Genomic DNA, 22,903 nt, shown 5'->3' on the forward strand with positions numbered 1-22,903 from the left:
ATTATGAATTGTAAATGATAAATCTTTATAAATCATCATTTTGTGATTTATAAAACCTCAACCCACAAATGAAAAATGTTGAAGAGATTTTGCAAAAATTAATTGCCGAACAAGATTTTTTGAAAGAAATGCAGGGGCGTATTGTAGAGAATTATGATATTATGATTCAAAATCAGCGACAAAATGCCGATAATCATGAGGTGGTGATTCATAACCAAACAACGATTATTCGTAACCAAGAGATTATCGTTAATAATCAAATCAATATTGTAAGGAATCAGAAGCAAATTGTAGAAAATCAAGTACAATTAGATGTTATTATTCAGACTCAAACATATTTATTGAATTTCGTGAAGAAAATTGCCGGCGAGAGCGAATCGTTTGAAGAAACTGAAAAGTTCATAAAAAAATTGCTTGAAAAAAGGCAAGGAACAATTAGTACAAAGCCCTGGAATGACCCAATGTCGCTGTGAAAATATTAAGAAAATAGACTTTTGGTAAACTAAAATGAACAAGGTAATCAATAAATTAGACTTGTTGAAATGAGAATTTGCCTTTGGTGACAATTACCATTGCTTTTACGGTTTGTGCTTTTTTTGCCTGAGTAGAAAGTTTTTCCATAAAAGATAAGTATGAAAATGCTTATTCATTCCATTTTTGTTTTCCCGCCTTTCCTTTGTACCTTTGTAGAGTTATGCAGGAATTTTTTACAGAATCGAGTCAAAAGCTACAAGAATTTAACCTTTTTTTGGCTTCACCCAAGAAAATTGTCATCACGACGCACCAAAATCCCGATGCCGATGCACTCGGCTCATCGTTGGGTTTGGCTGCCTATTTAAAGAAAAGAGGGCATTTTCCAACAATTATTACGCCAACCGATTATCCTGATTTCCTACGATGGATGTCAGGTGAAAAAGAGGTGATAAATTTTGAAAGTGATAAGCAAGAATTAGCAAAAAGCCTTATTTCGGATGCTGAAATGATATTTTGTCTCGATTTTTCGGCACTTAATCGCATCAAACACATGGAAGAATTTATTAAAAAATCTTCCGCAAAAAAGGTACTGATTGACCACCACCAACAACCCGAAAGCTTTGCCGACTTTGTTTATTGGAGCGATAAATCATCAGCAACTTGCGAACTAATCTATGAACTAATAGAAAAACTGGGTGACAAAAATTTGATAGACATTCCTTTGGCAGAGTGCTTATATGCAGGTTTAGTAACCGATACTGGCTCGTTTAGATTTGATAGCACTACACAAGAAGTTCATCGAGTAGCGGGCGAATTGATTTCGGTAGGCATTCAAACTAATAGCATTCACCGTAAAATATTTGATAGCAATGCCTTTGAAAGAATGAAGTTTTTGGGCTTTGCGTTGGGCGAGAGATTGACTTATTTGCCTGAGTTTAACGTATCCTATATGGCAATTTCGAAAGAAGATTTGCTAAGATTTAGTTCCAAAAATGGAGATACGGAAGGTATAGTAAATTATGGACTTTCGATAAGAGGAGTAGTAATGGCAGCTATCTTTACGGAAAGAGACGATATGGTTAGAATTTCGTTTCGTTCGATAGATAATTTTTCAGTAAGCGAGTTTTCGAGAAATCATTTCAACGGCGGCGGACATAAAAATGCTTCTGGCGGGCGTTCTCATGAAACTTTAGAAAAAACAGTAGAAAAATTTTTGGCATTATTACCAAAATACCAACAAGAATTAATAGGAGTCAACGGTCAGTAATAACACAGTCGATAGTTTTTTGTAATTTACTTATAATAAATATTTCACCTAAAACACCTGTTGTTTGGGGTCAATCGGCTGAGAGGTTGTTTAAGTTTTTTGATTTGGGCTTAAAATGCACCTTTTTAACTTACTTTTCGTTCAAAAAAGGCTCATTTTGCTCGCAAAATTTCACTTTTTCAACCTTAATTAAGTCAAAAAAGCATCATTTTTTACCAGCAAAAAAAAGATTAAACAACCTCTAAAACAGAATTTTCAAATTAATAAATAAATTTCATGACAAATTTTTTAAAGACTACACTCAGTGTTGTAGTAGCAACAAGTTTACTTTTTTCTTGCGATCAATTTAAAGTAACACAAGACCCTGATGGTTCGAAATACCAAATTCACAACGAAGGAAAAGGTAAAAAAGTAAAAATGGGCGATATGATAACCTTTGATTTGGTTATAAAAGCCCCCAATGACTCGACTTTTGAAAATACCTACAAACGCCATCAACCAGTTGTTTTGGTAGCTCAAAAAGGAACATACAAAGGCTCTTTTGAAAATGCGTTGATGCACCTAACCGAAGGCGATAGTGCAACGGTTTTTGTAAATGCTGATTCACTTTTTGCTCGTGTGCAGCAACCACTTCCTCCAGGAGTAACCAAAGGCTCGGACATGAAATTTATTGTTAAAATTCAATCAATTCAAACACGAGAAGATTTTCAAAAAGCTCAAGATGCCAAGAAAGGTAATGAAGCTAAAATAATGGATGATTTTGCTAAGAAAAACTTTCCAAATGCTACAAAAACACAATATGGCATGTATCGTGTCGTTGTAAAAGAGGGTGTTGGAGAGGTATTAAAAGTAGGTAGCACAGTGAAAGTGCATTATACTGGAAAGTTAATGAACGGAAAAGAATTTGATAGCTCAATTGGGAAAGAACCGTTTGAACTGACTGTGGGACAAGGTGCTGTTATTCCAGGTTGGGAACAAGCATTAGCAATGATGAAAAAAGGTGAGAAAAGTATCTTTTTTATTCCATCAAATTTAGCTTATGGCGAACAAGGTGCAGGTGGAATAATCGAGCCTTTCAGCCCATTGATTTTTGAAATGGAAATTTTAGATGTAAAATAATTATATTAAAAAAAATGAAAAAAATTGCGTTATTATTGATTTTAGGAGTATCAGTTTTTGGGGTTTCTTGCAGTAAGTTTTTGGAAAACGATATTGAGCAAACAACAAAGCAAAATGAACAAGATATTCTTGATTATATCAGTAAAAACAATCTCCAAATGATCAAAAGTCAGACGGGGCTTCGTTATGTGATTACCCAAAGTAGTATTAATGGAAGAAACGTTCAAATAGGAGATGAAGTAACACTTCATTATGTACTTTCGCTATTAAATGGTATAAGAGTTGATAGCACGTCGAGACTAAAAAATGAACCGCTCAGATTTGCTTTTGGTGGTGTTTCAATCATTCAAGGTCTGGCAGAATCAATAAGTTTGCTGAAAGATGGAGAAAAAGGGACTTTTATTATGCCTTCTGTTTTGGCTTTTGGTACTCAAGCAAGTGCCAATATTCCTGCTAATTCTGTACTTAAAGTAAATTTAGAAGCTATCAAATATCGCTCAGAAGACCAACAAATGGACGAGTATATAAAAGCAATAAAGTTACCAGTAACTGAAACTACTACTACGGGCTTGCGATTTATCCGAACCGTTTCAACCAACGGAACCGCTTTAAAGGCAGGTCTTTTAGCAACCGTAAAATACACAGGTTATTTGGTTAGCAATGGTACGCAATTTGACACTGGACAATTGGATGTAGCTTTGGGCGATGGTGCTGTTGTAAAAGGTTTTGAAGAAGGACTTTTGAAAATGAAAGTTGGTGAAAAAGCTACCTTGGTTTTTCCTTCTGCCATTGGATATGCAAAAACTGGAAGTGGTACAAAGATTCCGCCTTATGCCCCACTAATATTTAATGTTGAAATAGTAAGTGCAAAATAAATCTTGCGATTATTAGTAATAAGAACACCAAAGCCTCTGAACTTTTCGGAGGCTTTGGTGTTTAAAAAATAGCTGTAATAATAAAAAAAAAACTTACACTTAAAACTGTTTATTTTAAAATGCCTAAAGTACCAAAAGAACTCGAAAAAGCAATTTTGAGTCTTCCTGTCAAAGATAAAGACAAGATGTTGCTGAAACTTGTAGCGAAAAGTGAATTGCTCATTCAGCAATTAAATTTTCAATTACTTGAAGATGAGTCTGATTTGAAAGAAAAACGAGAAGAAATCAAAAGTACTATATTGAGGGTTTCTAAAATGTACCACGATACGCCAGGTTGGATGATGATGGATATGCGAGATTTGAATGGGCGAATTACCAACCATGTAAAAGTAACAAAAGATAAATATGGCGAAGTTGAACTAACACTTTATTTGCTCAATACTTTTTTTGAAAACCAACAGACACATTTACAAGTTTACACAGGAAAAAGCGATACAATTTCACTTTATATTGCAAAGCGAACAGAGTTTGTTTTGAGTAAACTCACTAAATTGCACGAAGATTATTACGTAGAATTTGAGCAAGAAATGAATAAATTACTTGAACGAGTATATGCTTATTGTACTGCTTACTATGCCCGACAATTGAAGCTTCCAAAAAGCTGGCAGTATTGACAAAGTTAAATCTGTTTAGTAAATGCCTCTATTTCATTTTTCCACGCTTTACCAAAAAAGCTGACAAAATTTGGTCAAAACCTTGAGCAATATCGGCTTCGATGAAGTCAATTTTATATTGTCCGCATTTTAATTTTAAGTCGTGGTAAAATTCTTTGATAGATGCTTGATATTGTTCTTTTACTTGCGAAGGCTGAACCCTTACTTTTTCGCCAGATTCTAAATCAACAAATTCGTATGGACGTTCCTCAAAGTTAAAATCTTCTTCAGTATTTCGGTCGGTTACATGAAAAAGTAAAACTTCGTGCAAATTATGTCGCAAGTGTTGCATCGCTGAAAATAACCTCTCAGAATTATTAATATCGTCGAACATATCGCTAAAGATAATTACTAACGATCTTTTATGAATTTTCTCGGCAATTTCGTGCAAGGTTTCTACAACCGAAGTCTTTTTTTGAGGCTTAGGTTTTTGTAAAAGCATTGATAAATCTAAAAATATTTTATGAATATGCGAAGGTGTTGACTTGATAGGTGTCTGAATCTCAATTCCATCCGAAAAAGTAATTAGACTCACAGCATCACGTTGCCTTTGGAGGGTATATGCTAAAGCCCCTGCCGCCATTGTGCTAAAGGTAATTTTGCCATTGTTTTTCTCAGGATAATACATCGACGACGAGGTATCTATCAACAAATGACAACGAAGATTGGTCTCTTCTTCGTAGCGTTTTACATACAAACGGTCGGTTTTTGCAAAAACTTTCCAATCGATATAACGTGTACTTTCGCCAGTATTATAAAGGCGATGTTCGGCAAATTCGACCGAAAAACCGTGAAAAGGTGACTTGTGAAGTCCCGTAATAAAACCTTCTACTAATTGTTTGGCAAGAAATTCAACATTTCCGTACTCACGTATTTTTGCTAAATCAAGCATTTTTTTAATTATCAGTTATCAATTATCAAATATTGATAATTATTTAGTGTTTTTTCTTCCGAGAGGCTCTCTTTTTTGTAATAATTTTGCTGGGCTTTGTTTTTACAACGTTATTTTTTTGTTTCAATGGAATCTGAGGTTTTTTTGGACTTTCATATTTCACTAAATCCGTTGAACTTTCAAGAACAGATTCGGGCCGTCCAATATATATTGTACTGTGATCACCAACAATAGTTATTTTTACTTTAATGATGCCACTTCCAAACATTCCAAGATGCCTCGCTGCTTTATGTGTTACATCAATAACTCGCCCGTGAGCGTAAGGCCCTCTATCATTAACCCGTACAATGCACCATTTATTGTTTGCTAAGTTAGTTACTTCAAGCATCGTACCAAAAGGTAAACTTGGATGAGCACATGTAAGCTCATCTCTATCTAAAACCTCTCCGCTGGCGGTTTTATTACCATAAAATTTGCTACCATAATAAGACGCAGCACCGAAAATTTCGGCACCTAATGAAACTTGCTGACTATATAGTGGAACACATTTTATTAAAAAAAAGATTAGTAAAAAACGTATTTTTTTTATCATCTTTATAGGTTAGGTTTTTGTTATAAAGTGCATAGATACGAATTTTTTTGCAACGATAGTAACAAACAAAAATTTCGTACCAAAATCATAATAGTAGATTATTGTTGGATTAATTACATTTGAAATAAAAATAAAAATACTTTTAGCTAAAAAATACAATAAAATTTTTTTCATAAAATAATAAAATCTTATATTTGGAAATGATTCTAAACCCCTAAAACATAACAGGATTGTGGAAAGAGAAGACAGAGACAAAATTTACTCCAAGCGTGTAAGAGCAGGTAAGCGAACGTACTTTTTTGATGTCAGAAGTACTCGTTCGAGTGATTATTATCTGACTATCACTGAAAGCCGTCGTTTTCAAAAAGATGCTGGATTTGTGTTCGAAAAGAGCAAAATGTTTATTTACAAAGAAGATTTTAATAAATTCCTCGAAGCTCTTCAAGAAACCGTTGATCACATCAAAACAGAGCTTATGCCCGACTATGATTTCGACCAATTTAAGCACGAGGAACTAGTACCAAATGGGGAAATTGTTGAGACAAACGATGCAAACGCAAGTGCCATCGTAGAAGACTACGCAAGTAGTGGCTCGGACCTTAAATGGGAGTAAACAGTTCACAGTTATTGGTTTACAATTGGCTTGCAATAGTCAGAGCGACTGGTAGCAAAAGGGTTGCTAATTTATAATGATTAGTGCCGATTGCCTACAATCTCCAAATAAGCCTTCGAGAATTTCTTGAAGGCTTTGCTGTTTTGAGGCTTTTATGTTACTTTTGCACCCTAATTGAATAAGTAAACTAAACAAAGGTTTGCCAAAAAGAATATTGAGCAATCAATAGTTCCAATAATAAGCAATCCAAAATACAAATATGGCTTTACAGGTCGGTATCGTGGGACTTCCCAATGTCGGAAAATCAACACTTTTTAATGCAGTATCTAATAGTGCAAAAGCTCAGGCGAGCAATTATCGTTTTTGCACAATTGACCCAAACGTTGGGTTGGTTGATGTGCCAGACGAACGACTGAACAAGCTATCGGAACTCGTAAAACCTAATAAAATTGTACCTACACAAATCGAAATCGTTGATATTGCAGGTTTGGTGCGTGGAGCAAGCAAAGGCGAAGGCTTAGGAAATAAGTTTTTAGGGAATATTCGTGAAGTTGATGCTATTATTCATGTCGTAAGATGCTTTGAGGATGAAAATATCTTGCGTGAAGAGGGCGACATCAACCCTGTAAGCGACAAAGAGATTATTGATACCGAACTCCAATTGAAAGATTTGGAAAGTGTAGAAAAGAAAATTCAGAAAACAGAGAAACAAGCAAAAGTAGGTGGCGATGCCAAAGCCAAAGCTGAGTTTGAAGTGCTAAAACGTTGTCAAGAATGGCTTTTACAAGGAAAAAATGTACGTGGATTAGGTTTGACAAAAGAAGAAATACTTGCCATTGAGGATTTATGTCTGCTCTCAATCAAGCCTGTACTGTATGTTGCCAATGTTGATGAGCCCTCGATGCACACAGGAAATAAATATTCAGAAGTGTTACAGAAAGTAGCTGATGCCGAAAACGCCCAAATGATTGTTTTGAATAATTCGGTGGAAGCACAAATTACAGAAATGGAAGACCCCGAAGACAAAGCAATGTTTTTGGGAGAATACGGCTTGACAGAACCAGGGCTTAATCGTTTGATTCGGTCGGCATATAAATTATTAGATTTACGCACTTATTTTACTGCAGGTGTGCAGGAAGTTCGTGCTTGGACAATTCAACAAGGTTGGAAAGCACCTCAAGCGGCAAGCGTAATTCATACTGACTTTGAAAAAGGTTTTATCAAAGCCGAAGTAATGGCTTACGTTGATTTTGTAAAGTATGGTTCGGAAGCCGCTTGTAAAGAGGTTGGTCGCCTACGTATTGAGGGCAAAGAATACATAGTTGCCGATGGCGATATTATGCACTTTAGATTTAATGTTTAGAAGCAATACTAAAAAAGAACGCAGATTAGTTGTAATTTTTCATAAAAATTATGACAATCTGCGTTCTCTTTTTTTTAAGAAATGACTACCTAATTTTAGGAACTAAAACTCCAAATTTCTGCCGAAACCTACCAAATTTCCCACAAAACCTACCAAATAATAATTGTTGCTTTATACAGTGAATCTATTCAAATAAATTTGATGTAATAGCCAACCTATCAATGACATCAAACTGCTTTGTAATGCTGTTGATTCTATCCGATATTTTCTTGTACGGAGCAATGTTCTTGTTGGTTATAGTCAGTCTGTTTTTGAGTTTATTAAAATATTTCAAAAAAAAAACGGAGTCGAGTGTCTTGGAGAGAATACAAGAGCTTGAAGCGATTATGGGTAATCAACAGTTTTTATATGGCAACCTAAATTCTATTAAGCAGTATATTTTACTGCATAGTCCAATGGAAGCCGCCCAATATTTGACCGAATTTACCAATTTATTAAAATCGTTGTCCAATAGCTCAAAGCAAAAACATATTTCCTTATCACAAGAAATAGAAACTGTGTTGTTATACCTTCAATTGGAGAGAAAACGCTTGGGTGAAGAATTTGTTTTTTTTCAAGAAATAGAAACTAACCTCAATACCGAACAAATTCAGGTAAAGCCACTTTTTGCCTTTAAATTGGTGGAAGAATTAATTCAGAATCAAAACAGTAAAATGCAGCTTCACTTTATTATAAAAAGAGTAGGTGAAAAACTCAAATGTAAGATAGAAAATACAGCTGCAAGTACCAATTTTATTATTGAAATTCCGACGAAATAGCTATTTTTACCGCCGCTTCGTAGAGGGTTTATTGACTTGTATTTTCAATAAAGTTGTAGTCATATCTCCCTTATTATCACTTACTTGTAGTTTTACATCGTAGCTTCCTACTTTAGTAAAAACAAACTCAGGATTAGGTTCGTGAGAAATATTTTGCCCATCAAAATTCCATTCAAAACTCAAAATATCATTAGGATCATTATCCATTGAGCCAACCGACGAAAACTTCACTTTCAATGGCAAGTTTCCTGTCAAAATATCAGCCGAAGCATTAACAATTGGCTTGCGATTGGTTTCCGAATAATCAATTTTTATTAGCTGATTGTTTTCTAAAAAATACAAAGCCCCATCTGCTCCAAATGCCATATCTTTAATAAAATTGAAGCGAATAGTTGGCAAAAAAGGCTCAAGATTCTTTACATTTCCATCGTCGTCGAAGGTTTCTACAACCAGCCCTTGTTCATTGTCGAATCTAAAAGATTTTCCATCGAAATATTTAGGGAAATGGTAAGGAATTTTCTCGTATTTGGCAAAATTATAGACAATATTTTTGGTCAAAGGCGTAGAAGATTGACTCGAAAAATCGGTTAAAACAGCAGCACTATCACCCATAACTTGGAAACGGCCAATTTTATATTCATTAGTTTTTTCTTGAGAAAAAGTATAAACATATCCGTTTTGAGCAAATTCAGGGTCGAGTTTAATGGCTTTAAGATTTGGTGTTTGTATTTTACTAAGTAGATATGTGTTCCTTTTTTGAGAAAGGTATAATTTTATTTGCCCACTTTGCTCGGCTATAAGTACATTGCCATCGGGTGTGGTTGCTAAAGAAACTGGGTTTTCTAAATTTTCAGACAATATTAATCTCAAGAAGCTACTTTCTGTAGGCAAAGCTGAATCTGCAATTTTAGTATAATCGGGCAAGTTTTTCAACGAAACCTCCTCAATTCCTGCCCAAATATGATTGATGAAATCGGAGTTTTGATATGCCGAAAGCTCGCCGCCCAAAGCAGTATAAAACATTTTTCCGCCTTCTTCAGTTGTGTAGTGCCACGCCCACGTCTTTCCCATCACATCAAGCAAAATAGGCTTGCATTTTACTGGTAAAGCATTGATTATTAACGGTTTGTCTTCTATTTTCCAAAGTGGGGGTAATTCTGTTTTACCAATTGAAGCATTCGTAATAATATTCAATTGTACTTTATCAGTTAACTGATTTTCTGCTAAAATACCACCAACCATTTTGTCATACCAAAGCCATTTATAAGATTTTTCGATGGCAGTATTGATGCCAACAAAACCACCCAGAGCCTGCATAAATCGCTGAAATTCAGCCGATTGGCGATAATTTAAACGATTGATAGAGGTATTCAAAAAAACAATGGCTGTATAGTTTTTAAGTTGTGATTCGGTGAATTTAGCAGGGTTTGAAGTAGTGTCAAGTATAATTTTCTTTAATTTGGCACTCTCCCACAAAATTGCCGCTTCACCTACATGATTGTTATCGTAAAAAACCAAAGTTTTACTCTGCCCCAATGCAATATTAGCTATTAAAAAAGCAAAAGTTATGTAAGCTAATTTTTTCATTCTTTGGTTTAAGTAGTAAACGATTTGGAAAATATCTGTACTACAAATATAAGTTTTGTAAGATTATCAAACATCATTTCTGTCGTTTTTAATGAAAGTTAATATTTGTTCGCCCAAATTTTCGATGGTTTCTAAACCATCTAACCAATTGATTTTCAAGCCTTTACGTTCCATACTTCTAAAAAAAGTCATTTGTCGTTTAGCAAATTGATGAATAGCAATTTCAAGACGTTTACTCATTTCATTATGAGTCAGATTACCTATTAAATATTCGGTAATGAACTTATATTCAAGGCCATAGAATATCAATTTATCGGGCGAAATTCCTTTTTCAAGCAAGCATTTTACTTCTTCAATCATGCCATTTTCGAGGCGTTCATACAGGCGTTTGCTGATTCTCTCTCGGCGAGTTTCTACCGGAATGTTTATGCCAAATATATGAGGTATGAAATATGAGGTATGAGGTTTTTTTTCAGACTCTATCGCAAATCTACTATTTCCTATTTCATATTTTGAGTCTTGTATCTCGTATTTCCAATCTCCAATTTCAATTGCCCGAATCAACCTTTTTCGTGTTGAAACATCAGCATTTTGATTAATACTTTGATATTTTTCTTGAAATAATATGTTTAATTGCTCGTCAGTCTTTTGTTCTAAATTATCTCTAAGTGTTTGATTGACAGGGATTTGTGTATTTTGGTAGTTTCGCAAAATAGCCTCAATATACATTCCTGTACCGCCACAAAGAATCGGTATTTTGTTGCGAGAAATAATATCGCTATACGCTTGCTGAAAATCTTTTTGAAACCAAGCTACATTATAATTTTCTCCTGCTTCAACGATGTCTATCAGATGAAGTCTTGCGATTCCGGAAGAGGAGTTGGCATCTTTTGAAAAAAAAGGGAAATAATCGGCAAAATCTTTTCCCGTACCAATATCCATTCCTTTGTAAACTTGGCGGCTGTCGGCACTGATAATTTCTCCATCAATTTTTATTGCTAAATCAATTGCCAATTTAGTTTTTCCAACAGCAGTTGGGCCTAAAATAACAATCAATTTTTCTGCTTCAATCATTTTTCAATTTCATTAAAAACTTCCAATTTCCTGAGTTGTAAATTTTTTCCGACCCATTTGCTTGAATAGACGGTGTAGGAGACCCGACCAACGAGTTTAGTTTCCTTGTAAGTGTCTGACTATCAAGAACAAACTCTAAAGGTGGGGTTTGTTCGATTCTTTCAAAACCTAACTTTTCATAGTTCGACCCATCCGACCAATCGCTGTCGGCGTATGTCATAATATCGTCAGGATTTTGTTCTTGAATAAAGTTTTTTAGTAATTTATTAAAACCTCCTACGACCGTAAAACCTTTTAAATTTGCAAATCGAATTAATTCATAAGAACGAAATTCATGTCCTTCTCGCATTATTTTTTTTGCATTACTAAAAGAAGCGGCAGCCACTAAGATTTCTTCGGAATTTTCGGAAAGTGTATTCTTATTAAAATCTAAAATCCTAAAATATTTTTTGGGCAAAAACAAACCATATTTCAATTTGGCGGTAGTTTTTCCTTGTAAATGATTAGCTGTCAGGAAATTATCTAATGTTGGTCTGTCAATTCTGCGAACTTGTGTGAGGCGGGCAGGAATTGTTTCAGATTTTCCGAGAAGCGAAAGTAATCTTGACTTTACGATTTTCTGTTTGTTTTGCCAAATGTCCTCCCAAATATGAACAAGTTTAAGGTTTTTCTGAGAAAACTCATTAGTAATATTTTGGAAGAAAGTTGAGTCTTGCACTACCACATTTAAGGTTATACAATGAAAAACCAGTTCTTTTTCTTTCAAAAATATATAATCAAAAGGGGAGTTTGGGAAATCATCGGTATTATTACAAATAGCTATTTCGCTATTTTGAGAAATGAACTCAAGTATTTCGGAAGTTAATCTTTGCAAAGTTTAATTTGTTTTTAATTATGAGATTCAATATTTTTATAGGTTTTGACGTTATATAATATCTGACTGTTAAAATTTATTAAATAAAACTCCTAATTTATTGAAAATCAAACCTTTACTTATACTATTTTTGTTCAATTATTAGCTTAAATTACTATAAAGGTATGAAACTGCTTCGTTTTATCTCGCTTAATTCTTTCATTTTACTAATTGCTTTTTCAAGTAATGCTCAAGTTTCTCGTGCATATCTGCTCGATGAAGCGGATACTTATTTTAAAGCAGGTCGCTATTATGATGCTTTTTTTCGTTACCGTGAGTGTGCAAAGTTACCAGAATTTGAGGCTACAAGCCAAGTTTCCGAACAAATAAAAAATAGTTCGCACGCTTTGTTTCTTACCCAAAAATTTAAAGATTATTTTGCATTACAGAGATTACAACCTGCAAAAGACAATTTGGTTGAATTGATTAGTCTTAACGCAAATGACCCAAATCGTGGGCAATTAGCTCATATTACACTTGCTCAAGGTGCAGAACTGCAACGTTTGGCTTGGAAACAACGAAGCCCAGCTGGCACTGCCGATATGCTTAAAAGAGCGATGGCTTTCTATTATCAGGCAGCTAAAGAAGGCTTGATGGAAGAGTCTATTTCGGCAATTAAGCAATGCGAAGTCTCTATTAGGGATACAAAAGTACCTATGGAAGAAACGAATACTTTGCAGCCAAGTATCGAATTACTACAGCCGAGTTTAGCACCAAGTGCTACGCCATCAGTTGCACATCCAAGAAAGCCAGTAGAGGTGATTATTAATCCTGCACCAAAGGTAAATTAATCATAAATAGCGAAAAGAGGGGTCAATTTTTAAAATTGATCCCTCTTTTCGATTTAAAATACTTTCGCAGGAAGTCTAATAAACCAATACTACCGTAGGATTCATCGGATAACGTCCAAATTTATCTCCGAAAATTGCTAAACCTCCTGGCAAACTTTCATCTACTTCGAGTCTAATAATCAATTCGCCTGTTGTGCGTGCTTGTTCGAGTGCTTTTTGTGGAATGTTTACTCCCAAACGATAGCCGTATGAACCTGCTTCACGAAGCTTTTTGTCTTGTAGTTGATAGTGCCACGACAATATGCCACGATGGTCGGCTGGGTCGTTAGGTAAGTCATATCTCCCTGCAAAAACACCATTGATTTTTACTGAAACCGCCGTTGGATACCTCGAAGTATCGGTCATTGGGTACGCATTTTTGTTTTGACTTGGTTCGGCTTTTGCCCCCAACATATAATCTTCGTTTCCAGCCAATTTTTTGTCCATATCTTTGGCAAAAAGTTGTTTTGCCGAAACTTCAGCTACAAAAGAAGCACTTACAACATTCGCCAAATTTGCATCGGTTGGTACTTTGATCTTATACTCAAAATAGCCACTTCCTGCACCGTTTACTTTTGCACCGTCTAATACGTTCCATTGTTTTTTGCTCCAACGTGCATCACTAAAGTTTTTAGGTTCAATGCTTATCAATTTTGCTTTTTTACCACTTAAAAGTGTTATTTCAGTAGGAGAATTGCCTTCTACAATGAATGTTGTGAAGTTTCGGTGAACGATATTTCCTGCATTATCCTCTAAAATAAAAGTAGCAATAACCACCGATTTTTCATCAGGCATTGTTAATTTGAGTGGTTCAAGTTCTTTCTGAGCCCATGCTTGGTAAGGAATGGTTTTGGTCATATTTCCGTATGACTTCTTCTGTCCCAAAGCATCGTAGCCATACATTTCAACTTTTAAATTAAGGCTTTTTCCTAAATCTTTATCAGTCATTACAGATAAATAAAGTGGTACTAAAACCTCTTCTTTTGGCTTTACACTTCGGCTGATTTCGTTACCCGTAGAAATATAAATATCCGAATGAAAGTCTTTTATTGCCATGCCCTCAACCAACTCACCAACGCCAGTTTCTTTCTCGCTACGGTCGAATCTGAAATAACCATTCCATTCATTAATCACGTCGTGGTGTTCGGTATAAAGCCACCCTGCAATTTTTGGATATTTTCTGAAAGTATTCATCATTCGATGATAATCCCAGCTCCAATCTACATCGCCAGTACTACCTTCGTAGCCCCAAACATTGCCACATTCGGAGTTGATATTTGGCACGTCGGTTTGTTTATAGCCTTTTTCATAGTGAAAATCGCTGCCAACAAAGGTTTTTTCGTCGATTGTTTTCAAATGTTTCTCCCAACCTTCGCCTGGCAAATATTCGTGCCAAGAATTAATATCAGTTTCGGTATGTCCTGCACCACAACAAATCGAATTATCTTCTACCAACCGAGTAGCATCTAAAGATTTTGCTAAACGATAAACCGAAGCAACCCATTTTTGAGTTTCGGGTAAATAAATACTTTCTTTTTTACCATTCACTTCTTGTTTTGTCTTCAAGCCCCAAGTTTCGTTAAACGTTATCCAAGAAAAAATTGCAGGGTGATTATAATCTCTTTTTATCATTTCTTTGAGCGTATATTCAGACTCTTGTTGAGCATCTTTATTAGGTTCTCCCCAAGAGTTTGGCAAATCAGACATAACCAAAACGCCCAATTTATCTGCCCAATAGAGTTTTCGAGGCACATCAACTTTAATGTGTGTACGAATGCCATTTAAACCAATATTTCGAGCTAATAAAATCTCATTTTTCATAAACTCATCGGTTGGGAAAGTATAAAAACCCGTTGGATGATAAGATTGGTCGAGAGCAAGTTGCAAGTAAATTGGCTTGTTGTTAAGAGCCACGTACATATAATTTGTATTGGGCAAGTAGGTCGTCGAAATCTTACGCATCCCGAAGTACGATTTTACTTCATCATCACCTAATTTGGCAGTTGCCGCATACAAATAGGGATCTTCGAGTGTCCATAAACGAGGAAACGGAATCGGAATAACAAACGAATATTCAGTTTTGCCTTTAGGGAAAGTTTCGCGAATAGAAACCTTCTGATTTCCGCCAATTTCTACGTTCAAATCAAGGTCTTTTGTAGCAGGATTTGTCAAATATGCCGTTACTTTTACCAAATTTTTGTCAATATCTGGCGTAAAATGCAGTGCTTCTATGAAACTTTGTCCACGAGCTTCAACATAAATGGTTTGCCAAAGTCCACGGGCATTGCCGTAGCCTTGCTTGCCATATAACGTAAAATCACGGCGTTTGTCATCAACTCTTATAACCAAATTTTGCTTAGTTCCATGTTTCAAATTTGTAAGTTCAAACGAAAAAGGCGTATATCCACCTTGATGGCTGCCCAATTCTTTTCCATCGAGCCAAACGGTTGTTTTCCAGTCAGAAGCACCAATAGTTACAAAAACACGTTTGCCTTTCCATTCAGGTTTTACGGTGATGCTTCTGCTATACCAAGCAATATCTGCTTCATCTTTCACCCCTGATAATGGCGAACCCCACGGAAAAGGTACTGAAATTGTTTTTGTGAAAGTTTTTTTGCCAGAATACCATTTTTCAGTCATTCCTGCATCATTTTTATCAAATTCAAATGACCAATTGCCATTGAGATTTAGCCATGCTGAACGTTCAAAATCGGGTCTTGGGTGTTCGGGAAGAGGAATGTTTTCTTGAGAATACGATTGCTTAAAAATAAGCAAACAGAGTAGCATAAAGCCAAGCCGTTTGAGGTTTGTCATGATTATTTCGTAGGTTATTGGTTGAATATTTTTTGTTAATGTTCTATAAGGTCAATTTTCACAAAGAAATATTGTTTGTGAAAATTAAGTATAAAAAACAGTATAACATTCAAATTTAATGTTTTTATGGCTAATAGTTATGTCTATATAATGAGTTTTCTATAAACAAAACAATTCAATCGTTTGAAAAGTTAGATAATCACACTTGTTAGCAATTGCAAACGTTTGTCCATTTTAAATATCATTGAGCTTTTATGAAATTTTAAAATGATTTGTTACTTTTTTTTCAATCTTATGTCTAAATGAAATAACTTATCAAACTTAATAATTAATGGAAAAATACTTCGAACAGTTTACAACAATGGCATTAGAATACGCCCCCAAAATTTTATTGGCATTACTAACACTTATTATTGGCTTAAAAGTCATCACATGGATTTCTGGAATGTTACAAAAAGTCTTACGAAATCGTCATATTGATGAAAGCATTGTTCCGTTTTTAGGCTCAATTGTGAGCGTATTACTTAAAATTGTTTTGTTTATCAGCGTTGCTGGAATGTTTGGCATCGAAACAACTTCGTTTGTTGCTTTGATTGGCGGAGCAGGATTAGCAGTTGGTTTGGCATTACAAGGCAGCCTCGGACATTTTGCAAGCGGCGTTTTGGTTTTGATTTTCAAACCTTATAAAGTGGGCGATTTGGTTACGGTAGCTGGTTTTACTGGTGAAGTAGAAGAAATTCAGGTTTTTACAACCGTTCTGAAAACTTCAGACAATAAAAGAATCATTATTCCTAATGGCTTGATTACTTCTGGACCAATTACCAATATATCTGGTCAAGGCGAAATTAGGGTTGATATGCAATACAATGTTTCGAGCAGCGAAAGCATTGATAAAGTGAAGCAAGTAGTAAAAAAAGTGTCTGAGAGTTGTCCGTTTGTGCTGAAAGACAAAGAAACTGACGTTTTAATCAATAGCATGGAAACTGGAATTACGAAGTTTGATGTGCGTCCGTGGTGCAAAAGCGAACATTATTGGGACGTTTATTATTTCATGCAAGAAAATATCAAACGTCAATTCGATGCACAAGGCGTTGCAGCTCCAATGCCTGCGATGAATATAAATTTGGCTAAATAAAAAAACAAATCTACTAAATCACATATACCTTAAATGGCCAAGATAACAATAAAAAATGCTGCCTCATATTTTGAGGTGGCATTTTTTGTGTAATTTTAGCAATTATTCAAGAAAAACTGACACGTTATGTTTTTAGAAATAGGTGACACGCACCGCCACGAATTTCGTTTTTCGCAAGACGACGTTCTCAAATTTGCCGAAGTAACTGGCGATAAAAATCCATTGCATCTCGATGCCGAATATGCGGCTACAACTCGTTTCAAGCGTCCGATTATTCATGGACATTTGAGTAGTAGTGTTTTTACACGTATTTTAGGAATGGAGTTTCCAGGCGAAGGCTCAATTTATATGAAACAAGAAACTGAGTATTTGTTTCCGATGTTTGTTGAAACCGACTATGAAGTGATTTTTACGGTGATGAGCGTTGATAGAGAAAAACATATTGCCGAAATCACGGGCGAAGTTTTTATCAAAGGTACTTCTCGCCGAACCATAAGAGGCTTGGCAACTTTGATGCACTTAACTAAGATATAGCAGTCAATGGTTGATAGACTGGGGGTAATTAAAAACCAATAAAGTCTCAAACTGAGTTCGAGACTTTATTGAATCATAAAGTAGCATATTATGTACCAATCTTACGAAGGTATAATTTCTGAAAACCCGTTAAATTTCGGAAGCCTTAGAAATTTACTAACCTGTTGACACAAAGACTACTTGGCAAGACTCACTTCTTATGCTTTGCCTTCATTTTTCTTAGCCTGCACTTCTGCTCTGGTAGCTTTTGCCCATGAAGCCAAAGTAGCCATGCCCGCTCTTACACGAGTGCCTGCGGCGTTGTTTCCTTTGTCATAAAATTTGTCAAAATCTCCTGCTAATGACGCAACGAGGTCGGTTAGTTCTTTGTACTTATCCATGATGATAATTAAAGGGTTTAATGAATAGAATAATTTTGAGTTTTTAAATTACGAAAACGTGATATAACTGACTGCAATTTAGGTAAATTGATAGTTTTTACAAATATTTAATATAGAAATGCTAAAAAAATACTTATTTTTTATTAAAAAAACAAAAAGTCTGACCGAAGCCAGACTTTTTTGTTGTAATAATGCTTAAAACGATACTTATGCTAATTCCATTGTGGCATATTCGCCCGCTTGTAATTTGGCTTGAACTTGCTCAAAACAATCCATTGTATATTCCACATCTTCAAGTGTATGAACGGCAGTAGGGATAATTCTGAGCATAATTACTCCCTTAGGAACTACAGGGTAAATGATTACTGAACAGAAAATGCCCATATTTTCACGCATATCACGAATCAAGTTTGTAACCGTTGGAAGGTCATAATTTCCGTGCAAAAACACTGGCGTTACTGGTGAAGTTGTTTCGCCAATATCGAAACCACGACTACGGAAACCTTCTTGCAAAGCGGTAGCAATTTTCCAAAGATTATCTCTTAGTTCTGGATGTTTTTTTATCAATTCCAAACGCTTCATACCACCCAATACATAGGGCATAGGCAATGCTTTAGCGTAGGTTTGTGAACGCATATTATATTTCAAAAACATAACTACCTCTGGTTCGGCCGCAATAAATGCACCAATAGCTGCCATTGATTTGGCAAACGTACAGAAATGCAAATCTACTTGGTCTTGAACGCCAAAATGTTCTGGTACACCAGCACCAGTTGCTCCCATCGTACCAAAACCATGAGCATCATCAACTAATAAACGGAAATTAAATTTTTGTTTAAAAGCCACAATTTCATCTAAACTTCCTACTTTTCCCGACATTCCGAAAACGCCTTCGGTGATTACTAAGATACCTCCACCTTGCTCTTCTGCCAATTTGCTTGCTCTTATTAGGTTTTTTTCAAAACTTTCCATGTCGTTATGGGCAAATTGATAATATTGTCCACCTTTTGCTTTGTGCAAACGAATACCATCAATCAAACAAGCATGACATTCGGCATCAAACACAATCACATCTTTTCTATCAACAATACATTCAATAACTGACATTACACCTTGATAGCCATAATTCAACAAAAAAGAGTCTTTTTTGCCTACATATTCAGCCAATTGCTTTTCAAACTCCTCATGTAAATCTGTATTTCCAGTCATCATTCTTGCTCCCATCGGGTAAGCCAAACCGTATTCAGCAGCAGCTTCGGCATCGACCTGACGTACTTCTGGATGATTTGCTAAACCGAGATAGTTATTTAATGACCAGTTCAACATTCTTTTTCCATTAAACTCCATGTGCGGGCCGAGTTCACCTTTAAGTCTTGGGAAAGAATAATAATGATGAGAATTGAGCAATTTTGCCGCTGTTCCGATTGGACCTAAATTATTGAGGGCTTTATCAAAAATATCTTGTGCCATTATTGTAATGATGTTTTATGCTAAATTTTATGCAAAAATAAGGTTTTTTTAGTAGGAAAACAAATGGTGATTACAGGTAAAAATAAGAAATACAAAGAAAAAAAACATGAGATTGATAAGAAATTTGTATGTTTGTCAAACAAACTCATCAATTAAAACCCAATGAAAAAACTTCTTTTATTAGTCTTAATTCCTTATTCATTATTAGCTCAAAAGGTAGCAAGATTTTCGCCAGTCGAAATAAATCGTTATCAACAACAAGCCAAACGAGTAACAATTATTCGAGACAATTGGGGAATTCCGCATATTTATGGAAAATCGGATGCTGATGCTGTTTTTGGCTTGCTTTATGCCCAATGTGAAGATGATTTTAAGCGTGTAGAAATGAATTATATAGAAAAATTGGGCAGAATGGCTGAAGTGAAAGGTGAATCGAGTTTGTATGATGATTTGCAAATCAGACTTTTAATAGACACAACCGAGGCAATTGCCGACTATAATAAAGCCGAGCCATGGATGAAAAAACTTTTAAATGCTTACGCCGATGGTATCAATTATTACTTGCATAAACACCCTGATACAAAAACCGCTTTACTAACTCGCTTCAAACCTTGGTATCCTTTGCTTTGGACTGATGGAAGTATTGGGGCAATCAATACGGCGGATATTACGACTGCGGAATTGAAGAATTTTTATTCAGGTGATAAAGTTACTTATACCGACGAACCAAAAGACCCTGAAAACCAAACAGGCTCGAATGGCTTTGCTTTTTCGTCAAAAATCACGGCTTCGGGCAATGCCATTCTTTATATAAATCCGCACGTAACCTTCTATTTTCGCCCTGAGGTACAAGTTACGAGCGAAGAAGGTTTGAATGCTTACGGTGCCGTAACTTGGGGACAAATGTTTGTCTATCAAGGCTTTAACGACTATTGTGGTTGGATGCACACTTCATGCAATGTTGATGTAGCAGATGTTTATGCCGAAAAGATTATCACCAAAAACAATAAAATGTTTTATGAATTTGATAAACAATTAAAACCTGTAACTCAAAAAAAAATCAGTATTAGTTATAAAGAAGGGGATGCTTTAAAAACAAAAACTTTCACAACATATTTTACGCATCACGGGCCAATAATGGCGAAACGTAATGACCAATGGATAAGTTTGAAATCTTATAATCGTTCTATGACGAGCTTGATTCAGAGCTGGAAACGCACCAAAGCCAAAGGTTTTGAAGATTATAAAAAAGTAATGGATTTACGTGCAAATACTTCAAATAGCACTGTTTTTGCCGATAATAAAGGAAATATCGCTTATTGGCACGGAAATTTTGTGCCTGTGCGTGATAAAAAACTCAATTGGGCAAAAGTTATGGACGGAAGTACTTCGGCTACTGAATGGAAGGGTTTGCATCGTGTAAATGAAACGGTTCATGTTTATAACCCCGTGAATGGCTGGCTACAAAATTGTAATTCTACGCCATTTTCAGCAGCAGGAAATATGAGTCCGAAAAAAGCAGATTTTCCACCATATATGGCTCCCGATGGTGAGAATTTTAGAGGCGTAAATGCTGTAAAAGTTTTAAGTAAAGAAAGTAATTATACGATTGAGAAAGTAATTGCTTCGGGTTATGATACTAATCTTGCCGCTTTTGAGGTTTTGATTCCTTCGTTGGTAAATGTTTTTGAGAAAAACGTAAAACCAACTGATTCGATTTATGCTGCTTTGAGCGAACCAATTTCAGTTCTCAAAAACTGGAATTATCATTCGTCCGAAAGTTCAGTTGCCACTACTTTAGCCATCGAATGGGCAGGAAAACTAAGTACAACTTTACAAAAACTCTATATTGATGAAGGCGAAGATGACCAAGTAGCAAATATCAAAAAATTTGCAGCAACTGCCACACCTGAGCAAGTTTTGCCCCCATTATTAGCAGCTGTAAATGAACTAAAAAAGAAATTTGGCAAATGGCAAATGCCGTGGGGCGAAATCAATCGCTACCAGCGAGTTTCGAGCGATATTCTGCAAAAATATGATGATGCCCAACCAAGTGTACCTGTGGGTTTTGCTTCGGCACTTTGGGGAATGATACCTTCATATAATAGTCGTTATTATCCATCTACCCAAAAACGCTATGGTGTAAGTGGTAATAGTTTTATTTGTGCCGTAGAATTTGGACCAAAAATCAAAGCAAAATCCTTGTTGGCAGGTGGCGAAAGTGGCAATCCAAACTCAAAACATTTCAATGACCAACTCGAAATGTACACCAAAGGTAAATTTAAAGATGTGTTATTTTATAAAGAAGATGTACTGAAAAATGCCGAACGTACCTATCATCCTGGGGAGTGATAAATGGATTTTGTACGTTAGAAAAGGGCGAAGTTACGAAAATAAATTAGAGGAATCTATCCTCTAAAATCTCTCTTTTTCAGCTACGTAAAAATACGCATATACTACCACGTAAAAACACCTGTTTTTCAAAACAAAAAATCCTTAAAGTACTGATAGTTAGCATTTTAATAAATTATTATATAAAAAAAAATAGGGTTTTGAAAATATTATTTATAGTTTTATTGTGAATTAATACACATAAACCATGAATATAATGTCAACTTTAACTATTCTGATTGCCTTAAAAACTCCACAAGAATATGCCATTATCCTTGCCAATCTATCTAATATTTTTAAGACTTCGTTTGTCATTGAACAAGAGAGAAATCCACTGCAAAAAACACAAGAACTGATGCCCGATTTTATAATCATCGAAGGCTCGGCAGGGATTACCATTACCAAAAACATTAAGGCGATACCTAAATGTTTTACCAAATGTATTGTATGCTTTGATGCTTTTGATGAAGATGTACTTATTCATGCTTTTTTTACTAATGCTGATGCCTATTTTCTAAAAACAAGCACCAATGCTACCATTACGGACTGTGTGAGTAGGTTATTGGGTGGCGAAAGGTATATTACGCCCTCATTTGCTCGTAATGTTTTGCAAAACCCAAAACTTGATAGATACAGAAGCGTAACCGACAAGCTGAGTATTAGAGAGCGAGATATTTTTAGAAATTACGGCTATCAATACTCAGTAAAGCAAATTGCCGAAAAATTATTTATTAGTGAAAATACGGTAAATACTCATAAAAAGGCAATCATCAAAAAATTAGACTTGAAAAACTCTCGTGAATTGAAACAATTGGCTGCCGAATTTTTGAATACAATACCACAGTAGCACAAATATCACCAAAATTAGTGATGCTTTTTTGATAAAAACGCCTTAAAATAGCCAAAATCGGTTATTGTTTGGCGTTTTTTTAGTTCCGACCTTTGTCATAAATAAGAGATTGTTTTGGAATTATAGAAATTAGCTAAAAATTGAGAATCGGCGTATCTTGTTATCGACCAAAACAACAAGATATTGCAGACAAGTTTTT

General features: G+C 35.3%; 21 protein-coding genes. 13 read left to right on the forward strand and 8 right to left on the reverse strand.

Going from position 1 to position 22,903, the window contains the following annotated elements:
- Window positions 1-68 precede the first annotated feature (68 nt).
- The 5 genes from ACH2CJ_RS02410 (at window position 69) to ACH2CJ_RS02430 (ending at window position 4,409) form a co-directional block, all read left to right on the forward strand.
- Window positions 69-473 carry a hypothetical protein gene (locus ACH2CJ_RS02410; protein WP_394990483.1) on the forward strand — a complete coding sequence of 135 codons (405 nt, stop codon included), beginning with the start codon at window positions 69-71 and terminating at the stop codon, window positions 471-473.
- Window positions 474-694: 221 nt separating this feature from the next.
- On the forward strand, window positions 695-1,741 hold the full coding sequence (locus tag ACH2CJ_RS02415) for a bifunctional oligoribonuclease/PAP phosphatase NrnA (protein WP_394990484.1): 1,047 nt from the start codon (window positions 695-697) through the stop codon (window positions 1,739-1,741).
- 276 nt (window positions 1,742-2,017) lie between these two features.
- Window positions 2,018-2,860: an FKBP-type peptidyl-prolyl cis-trans isomerase gene (locus ACH2CJ_RS02420; RefSeq protein ID WP_394990485.1), complete on the forward strand. Its 843-nt coding sequence runs from the start codon at window positions 2,018-2,020 to the stop codon at window positions 2,858-2,860.
- 14 nt (window positions 2,861-2,874) lie between these two features.
- A complete protein-coding gene (locus tag ACH2CJ_RS02425) occupies window positions 2,875-3,735 on the forward strand; it encodes an FKBP-type peptidyl-prolyl cis-trans isomerase (RefSeq protein WP_394990486.1) in 861 nt (286 codons plus the stop codon).
- Window positions 3,736-3,854: 119 nt separating this feature from the next.
- Complete coding sequence (locus tag ACH2CJ_RS02430) at window positions 3,855-4,409, forward strand: hypothetical protein (protein WP_394990488.1); 555 nt, start codon at window positions 3,855-3,857, stop codon at window positions 4,407-4,409.
- Between the two features lie 28 nt (window positions 4,410-4,437).
- On the opposite strand, the gene ACH2CJ_RS02435 is transcribed toward ACH2CJ_RS02430, so the two are convergent.
- Both ACH2CJ_RS02435 and ACH2CJ_RS02440 read right to left on the reverse strand, forming a co-directional pair.
- The gene (locus ACH2CJ_RS02435) at window positions 4,438-5,340 is read right to left on the reverse strand and encodes a DUF58 domain-containing protein (RefSeq protein ID WP_394990489.1); all 903 of its coding nucleotides are present in this window, start codon (window positions 5,338-5,340) and stop codon (window positions 4,438-4,440) included.
- Between the two features lie 43 nt (window positions 5,341-5,383).
- On the reverse strand, window positions 5,384-5,932 hold the full coding sequence (locus ACH2CJ_RS02440) for a septal ring lytic transglycosylase RlpA family protein (RefSeq protein WP_394990490.1): 549 nt from the start codon (window positions 5,930-5,932) through the stop codon (window positions 5,384-5,386).
- A gap of 232 nt (window positions 5,933-6,164) precedes the next feature.
- On the opposite strand from ACH2CJ_RS02440, the gene ACH2CJ_RS02445 reads away from it, so the two are divergent.
- The 3 genes from ACH2CJ_RS02445 (at window position 6,165) to ACH2CJ_RS02455 (ending at window position 8,726) form a co-directional block, all read left to right on the forward strand.
- Window positions 6,165-6,545 (forward strand): DUF3276 family protein, encoded by a 381-nt coding sequence (locus ACH2CJ_RS02445; RefSeq protein ID WP_394990491.1) that lies wholly within the window; start codon window positions 6,165-6,167, stop codon window positions 6,543-6,545.
- A gap of 259 nt (window positions 6,546-6,804) precedes the next feature.
- A complete protein-coding gene (gene ychF, locus ACH2CJ_RS02450; protein ID WP_394990492.1) occupies window positions 6,805-7,908 on the forward strand; it encodes a redox-regulated ATPase YchF in 1,104 nt (367 codons plus the stop codon).
- Window positions 7,909-8,150: 242 nt separating this feature from the next.
- A complete protein-coding gene (locus tag ACH2CJ_RS02455; protein WP_394990494.1) occupies window positions 8,151-8,726 on the forward strand; it encodes a histidine kinase in 576 nt (191 codons plus the stop codon).
- Between the two features lie 6 nt (window positions 8,727-8,732).
- Here ACH2CJ_RS02455 and ACH2CJ_RS02460 read toward each other — a convergent pair whose 3' ends face one another.
- From ACH2CJ_RS02460 to ACH2CJ_RS02470, 3 genes are all read right to left on the reverse strand, one after another.
- Entirely contained in the window at window positions 8,733-10,313 is a 1,581-nt protein-coding gene (locus ACH2CJ_RS02460; RefSeq protein WP_394990495.1) for a ThuA domain-containing protein, read from the reverse strand.
- A gap of 66 nt (window positions 10,314-10,379) precedes the next feature.
- A complete protein-coding gene (gene miaA, locus ACH2CJ_RS02465; protein ID WP_394990496.1) occupies window positions 10,380-11,387 on the reverse strand; it encodes a tRNA (adenosine(37)-N6)-dimethylallyltransferase MiaA in 1,008 nt (335 codons plus the stop codon).
- Window positions 11,380-12,261, reverse strand: coding sequence for a hypothetical protein (locus ACH2CJ_RS02470; RefSeq protein ID WP_394990497.1), 882 nt, complete (start codon window positions 12,259-12,261; stop codon window positions 11,380-11,382). Before ACH2CJ_RS02470 ends, miaA begins: the two co-directional genes overlap by 8 nt.
- A gap of 164 nt (window positions 12,262-12,425) precedes the next feature.
- Between ACH2CJ_RS02470 and ACH2CJ_RS02475 the strand changes: the two genes are divergently transcribed.
- Entirely contained in the window at window positions 12,426-13,091 is a 666-nt protein-coding gene (locus ACH2CJ_RS02475) for a hypothetical protein (protein WP_394990498.1), read from the forward strand.
- Between the two features lie 75 nt (window positions 13,092-13,166).
- Here the strand turns inward: ACH2CJ_RS02475 and ACH2CJ_RS02480 are convergent, their stop codons facing one another.
- Window positions 13,167-15,944, reverse strand: a complete 2,778-nt coding sequence (locus ACH2CJ_RS02480; RefSeq protein WP_394990499.1) for a glycoside hydrolase family 2 protein — start codon at window positions 15,942-15,944, stop codon at window positions 13,167-13,169.
- Window positions 15,945-16,275: 331 nt separating this feature from the next.
- On the opposite strand from ACH2CJ_RS02480, the gene ACH2CJ_RS02485 reads away from it, so the two are divergent.
- Together ACH2CJ_RS02485 and ACH2CJ_RS02490 are read left to right on the forward strand one after the other, a co-directional pair.
- Complete coding sequence (locus ACH2CJ_RS02485; RefSeq protein WP_394990500.1) at window positions 16,276-17,079, forward strand: mechanosensitive ion channel family protein; 804 nt, start codon at window positions 16,276-16,278, stop codon at window positions 17,077-17,079.
- Window positions 17,080-17,205: 126 nt separating this feature from the next.
- Complete coding sequence (locus ACH2CJ_RS02490; RefSeq protein ID WP_394990501.1) at window positions 17,206-17,613, forward strand: MaoC family dehydratase; 408 nt, start codon at window positions 17,206-17,208, stop codon at window positions 17,611-17,613.
- Window positions 17,614-17,810: 197 nt separating this feature from the next.
- Here ACH2CJ_RS02490 and ACH2CJ_RS02495 read toward each other — a convergent pair whose 3' ends face one another.
- Entirely contained in the window at window positions 17,811-17,993 is a 183-nt protein-coding gene (locus tag ACH2CJ_RS02495) for a histone H1 (protein ID WP_394990502.1), read from the reverse strand.
- A gap of 207 nt (window positions 17,994-18,200) precedes the next feature.
- Complete coding sequence (locus ACH2CJ_RS02500; protein WP_394990503.1) at window positions 18,201-19,463, reverse strand: aminotransferase class I/II-fold pyridoxal phosphate-dependent enzyme; 1,263 nt, start codon at window positions 19,461-19,463, stop codon at window positions 18,201-18,203.
- A 162-nt stretch (window positions 19,464-19,625) separates the two neighbouring features.
- On the opposite strand from ACH2CJ_RS02500, the gene ACH2CJ_RS02505 reads away from it, so the two are divergent.
- The gene (locus ACH2CJ_RS02505; protein WP_394990505.1) at window positions 19,626-21,815 is read left to right on the forward strand and encodes a penicillin acylase family protein; all 2,190 of its coding nucleotides are present in this window, start codon (window positions 19,626-19,628) and stop codon (window positions 21,813-21,815) included.
- 256 nt (window positions 21,816-22,071) lie between these two features.
- Window positions 22,072-22,701 (forward strand): response regulator transcription factor, encoded by a 630-nt coding sequence (locus tag ACH2CJ_RS02510; RefSeq protein ID WP_394990506.1) that lies wholly within the window; start codon window positions 22,072-22,074, stop codon window positions 22,699-22,701.
- Window positions 22,702-22,903 lie beyond the last annotated feature (202 nt).

The organism is Emticicia sp. (assembly GCF_043780375.1).
Lineage (GTDB): Bacteria > Bacteroidota > Bacteroidia > Cytophagales > Spirosomataceae > Emticicia.

Coding starts and splice junctions, on each gene's coding strand:
- ACH2CJ_RS02490 (WP_394990501.1), top strand. CDS start 17,206: ATGTTTTTAGAAATAGGTGACACGCACCGCCACGAATTTCGTTTTTCG.
- ACH2CJ_RS02480 (WP_394990499.1), bottom strand. CDS start 15,944: ATGACAAACCTCAAACGGCTTGGCTTTATGCTACTCTGTTTGCTTATT.
- ACH2CJ_RS02495 (WP_394990502.1), bottom strand. CDS start 17,993: ATGGATAAGTACAAAGAACTAACCGACCTCGTTGCGTCATTAGCAGGA.
- ACH2CJ_RS02460 (WP_394990495.1), bottom strand. CDS start 10,313: ATGAAAAAATTAGCTTACATAACTTTTGCTTTTTTAATAGCTAATATT.
- ACH2CJ_RS02475 (WP_394990498.1), top strand. CDS start 12,426: ATGAAACTGCTTCGTTTTATCTCGCTTAATTCTTTCATTTTACTAATT.
- ACH2CJ_RS02505 (WP_394990505.1), top strand. CDS start 19,626: ATGAAAAAACTTCTTTTATTAGTCTTAATTCCTTATTCATTATTAGCT.
- ychF (WP_394990492.1), top strand. CDS start 6,805: ATGGCTTTACAGGTCGGTATCGTGGGACTTCCCAATGTCGGAAAATCA.
- ACH2CJ_RS02510 (WP_394990506.1), top strand. CDS start 22,072: ATGTCAACTTTAACTATTCTGATTGCCTTAAAAACTCCACAAGAATAT.
- ACH2CJ_RS02500 (WP_394990503.1), bottom strand. CDS start 19,463: ATGGCACAAGATATTTTTGATAAAGCCCTCAATAATTTAGGTCCAATC.
- miaA (WP_394990496.1), bottom strand. CDS start 11,387: ATGATTGAAGCAGAAAAATTGATTGTTATTTTAGGCCCAACTGCTGTT.
- ACH2CJ_RS02455 (WP_394990494.1), top strand. CDS start 8,151: ATGCTGTTGATTCTATCCGATATTTTCTTGTACGGAGCAATGTTCTTG.
- ACH2CJ_RS02420 (WP_394990485.1), top strand. CDS start 2,018: ATGACAAATTTTTTAAAGACTACACTCAGTGTTGTAGTAGCAACAAGT.
- ACH2CJ_RS02410 (WP_394990483.1), top strand. CDS start 69: ATGAAAAATGTTGAAGAGATTTTGCAAAAATTAATTGCCGAACAAGAT.
- ACH2CJ_RS02415 (WP_394990484.1), top strand. CDS start 695: ATGCAGGAATTTTTTACAGAATCGAGTCAAAAGCTACAAGAATTTAAC.
- ACH2CJ_RS02440 (WP_394990490.1), bottom strand. CDS start 5,932: ATGATAAAAAAAATACGTTTTTTACTAATCTTTTTTTTAATAAAATGT.
- ACH2CJ_RS02430 (WP_394990488.1), top strand. CDS start 3,855: ATGCCTAAAGTACCAAAAGAACTCGAAAAAGCAATTTTGAGTCTTCCT.
- ACH2CJ_RS02425 (WP_394990486.1), top strand. CDS start 2,875: ATGAAAAAAATTGCGTTATTATTGATTTTAGGAGTATCAGTTTTTGGG.
- ACH2CJ_RS02435 (WP_394990489.1), bottom strand. CDS start 5,340: ATGCTTGATTTAGCAAAAATACGTGAGTACGGAAATGTTGAATTTCTT.
- ACH2CJ_RS02485 (WP_394990500.1), top strand. CDS start 16,276: ATGGAAAAATACTTCGAACAGTTTACAACAATGGCATTAGAATACGCC.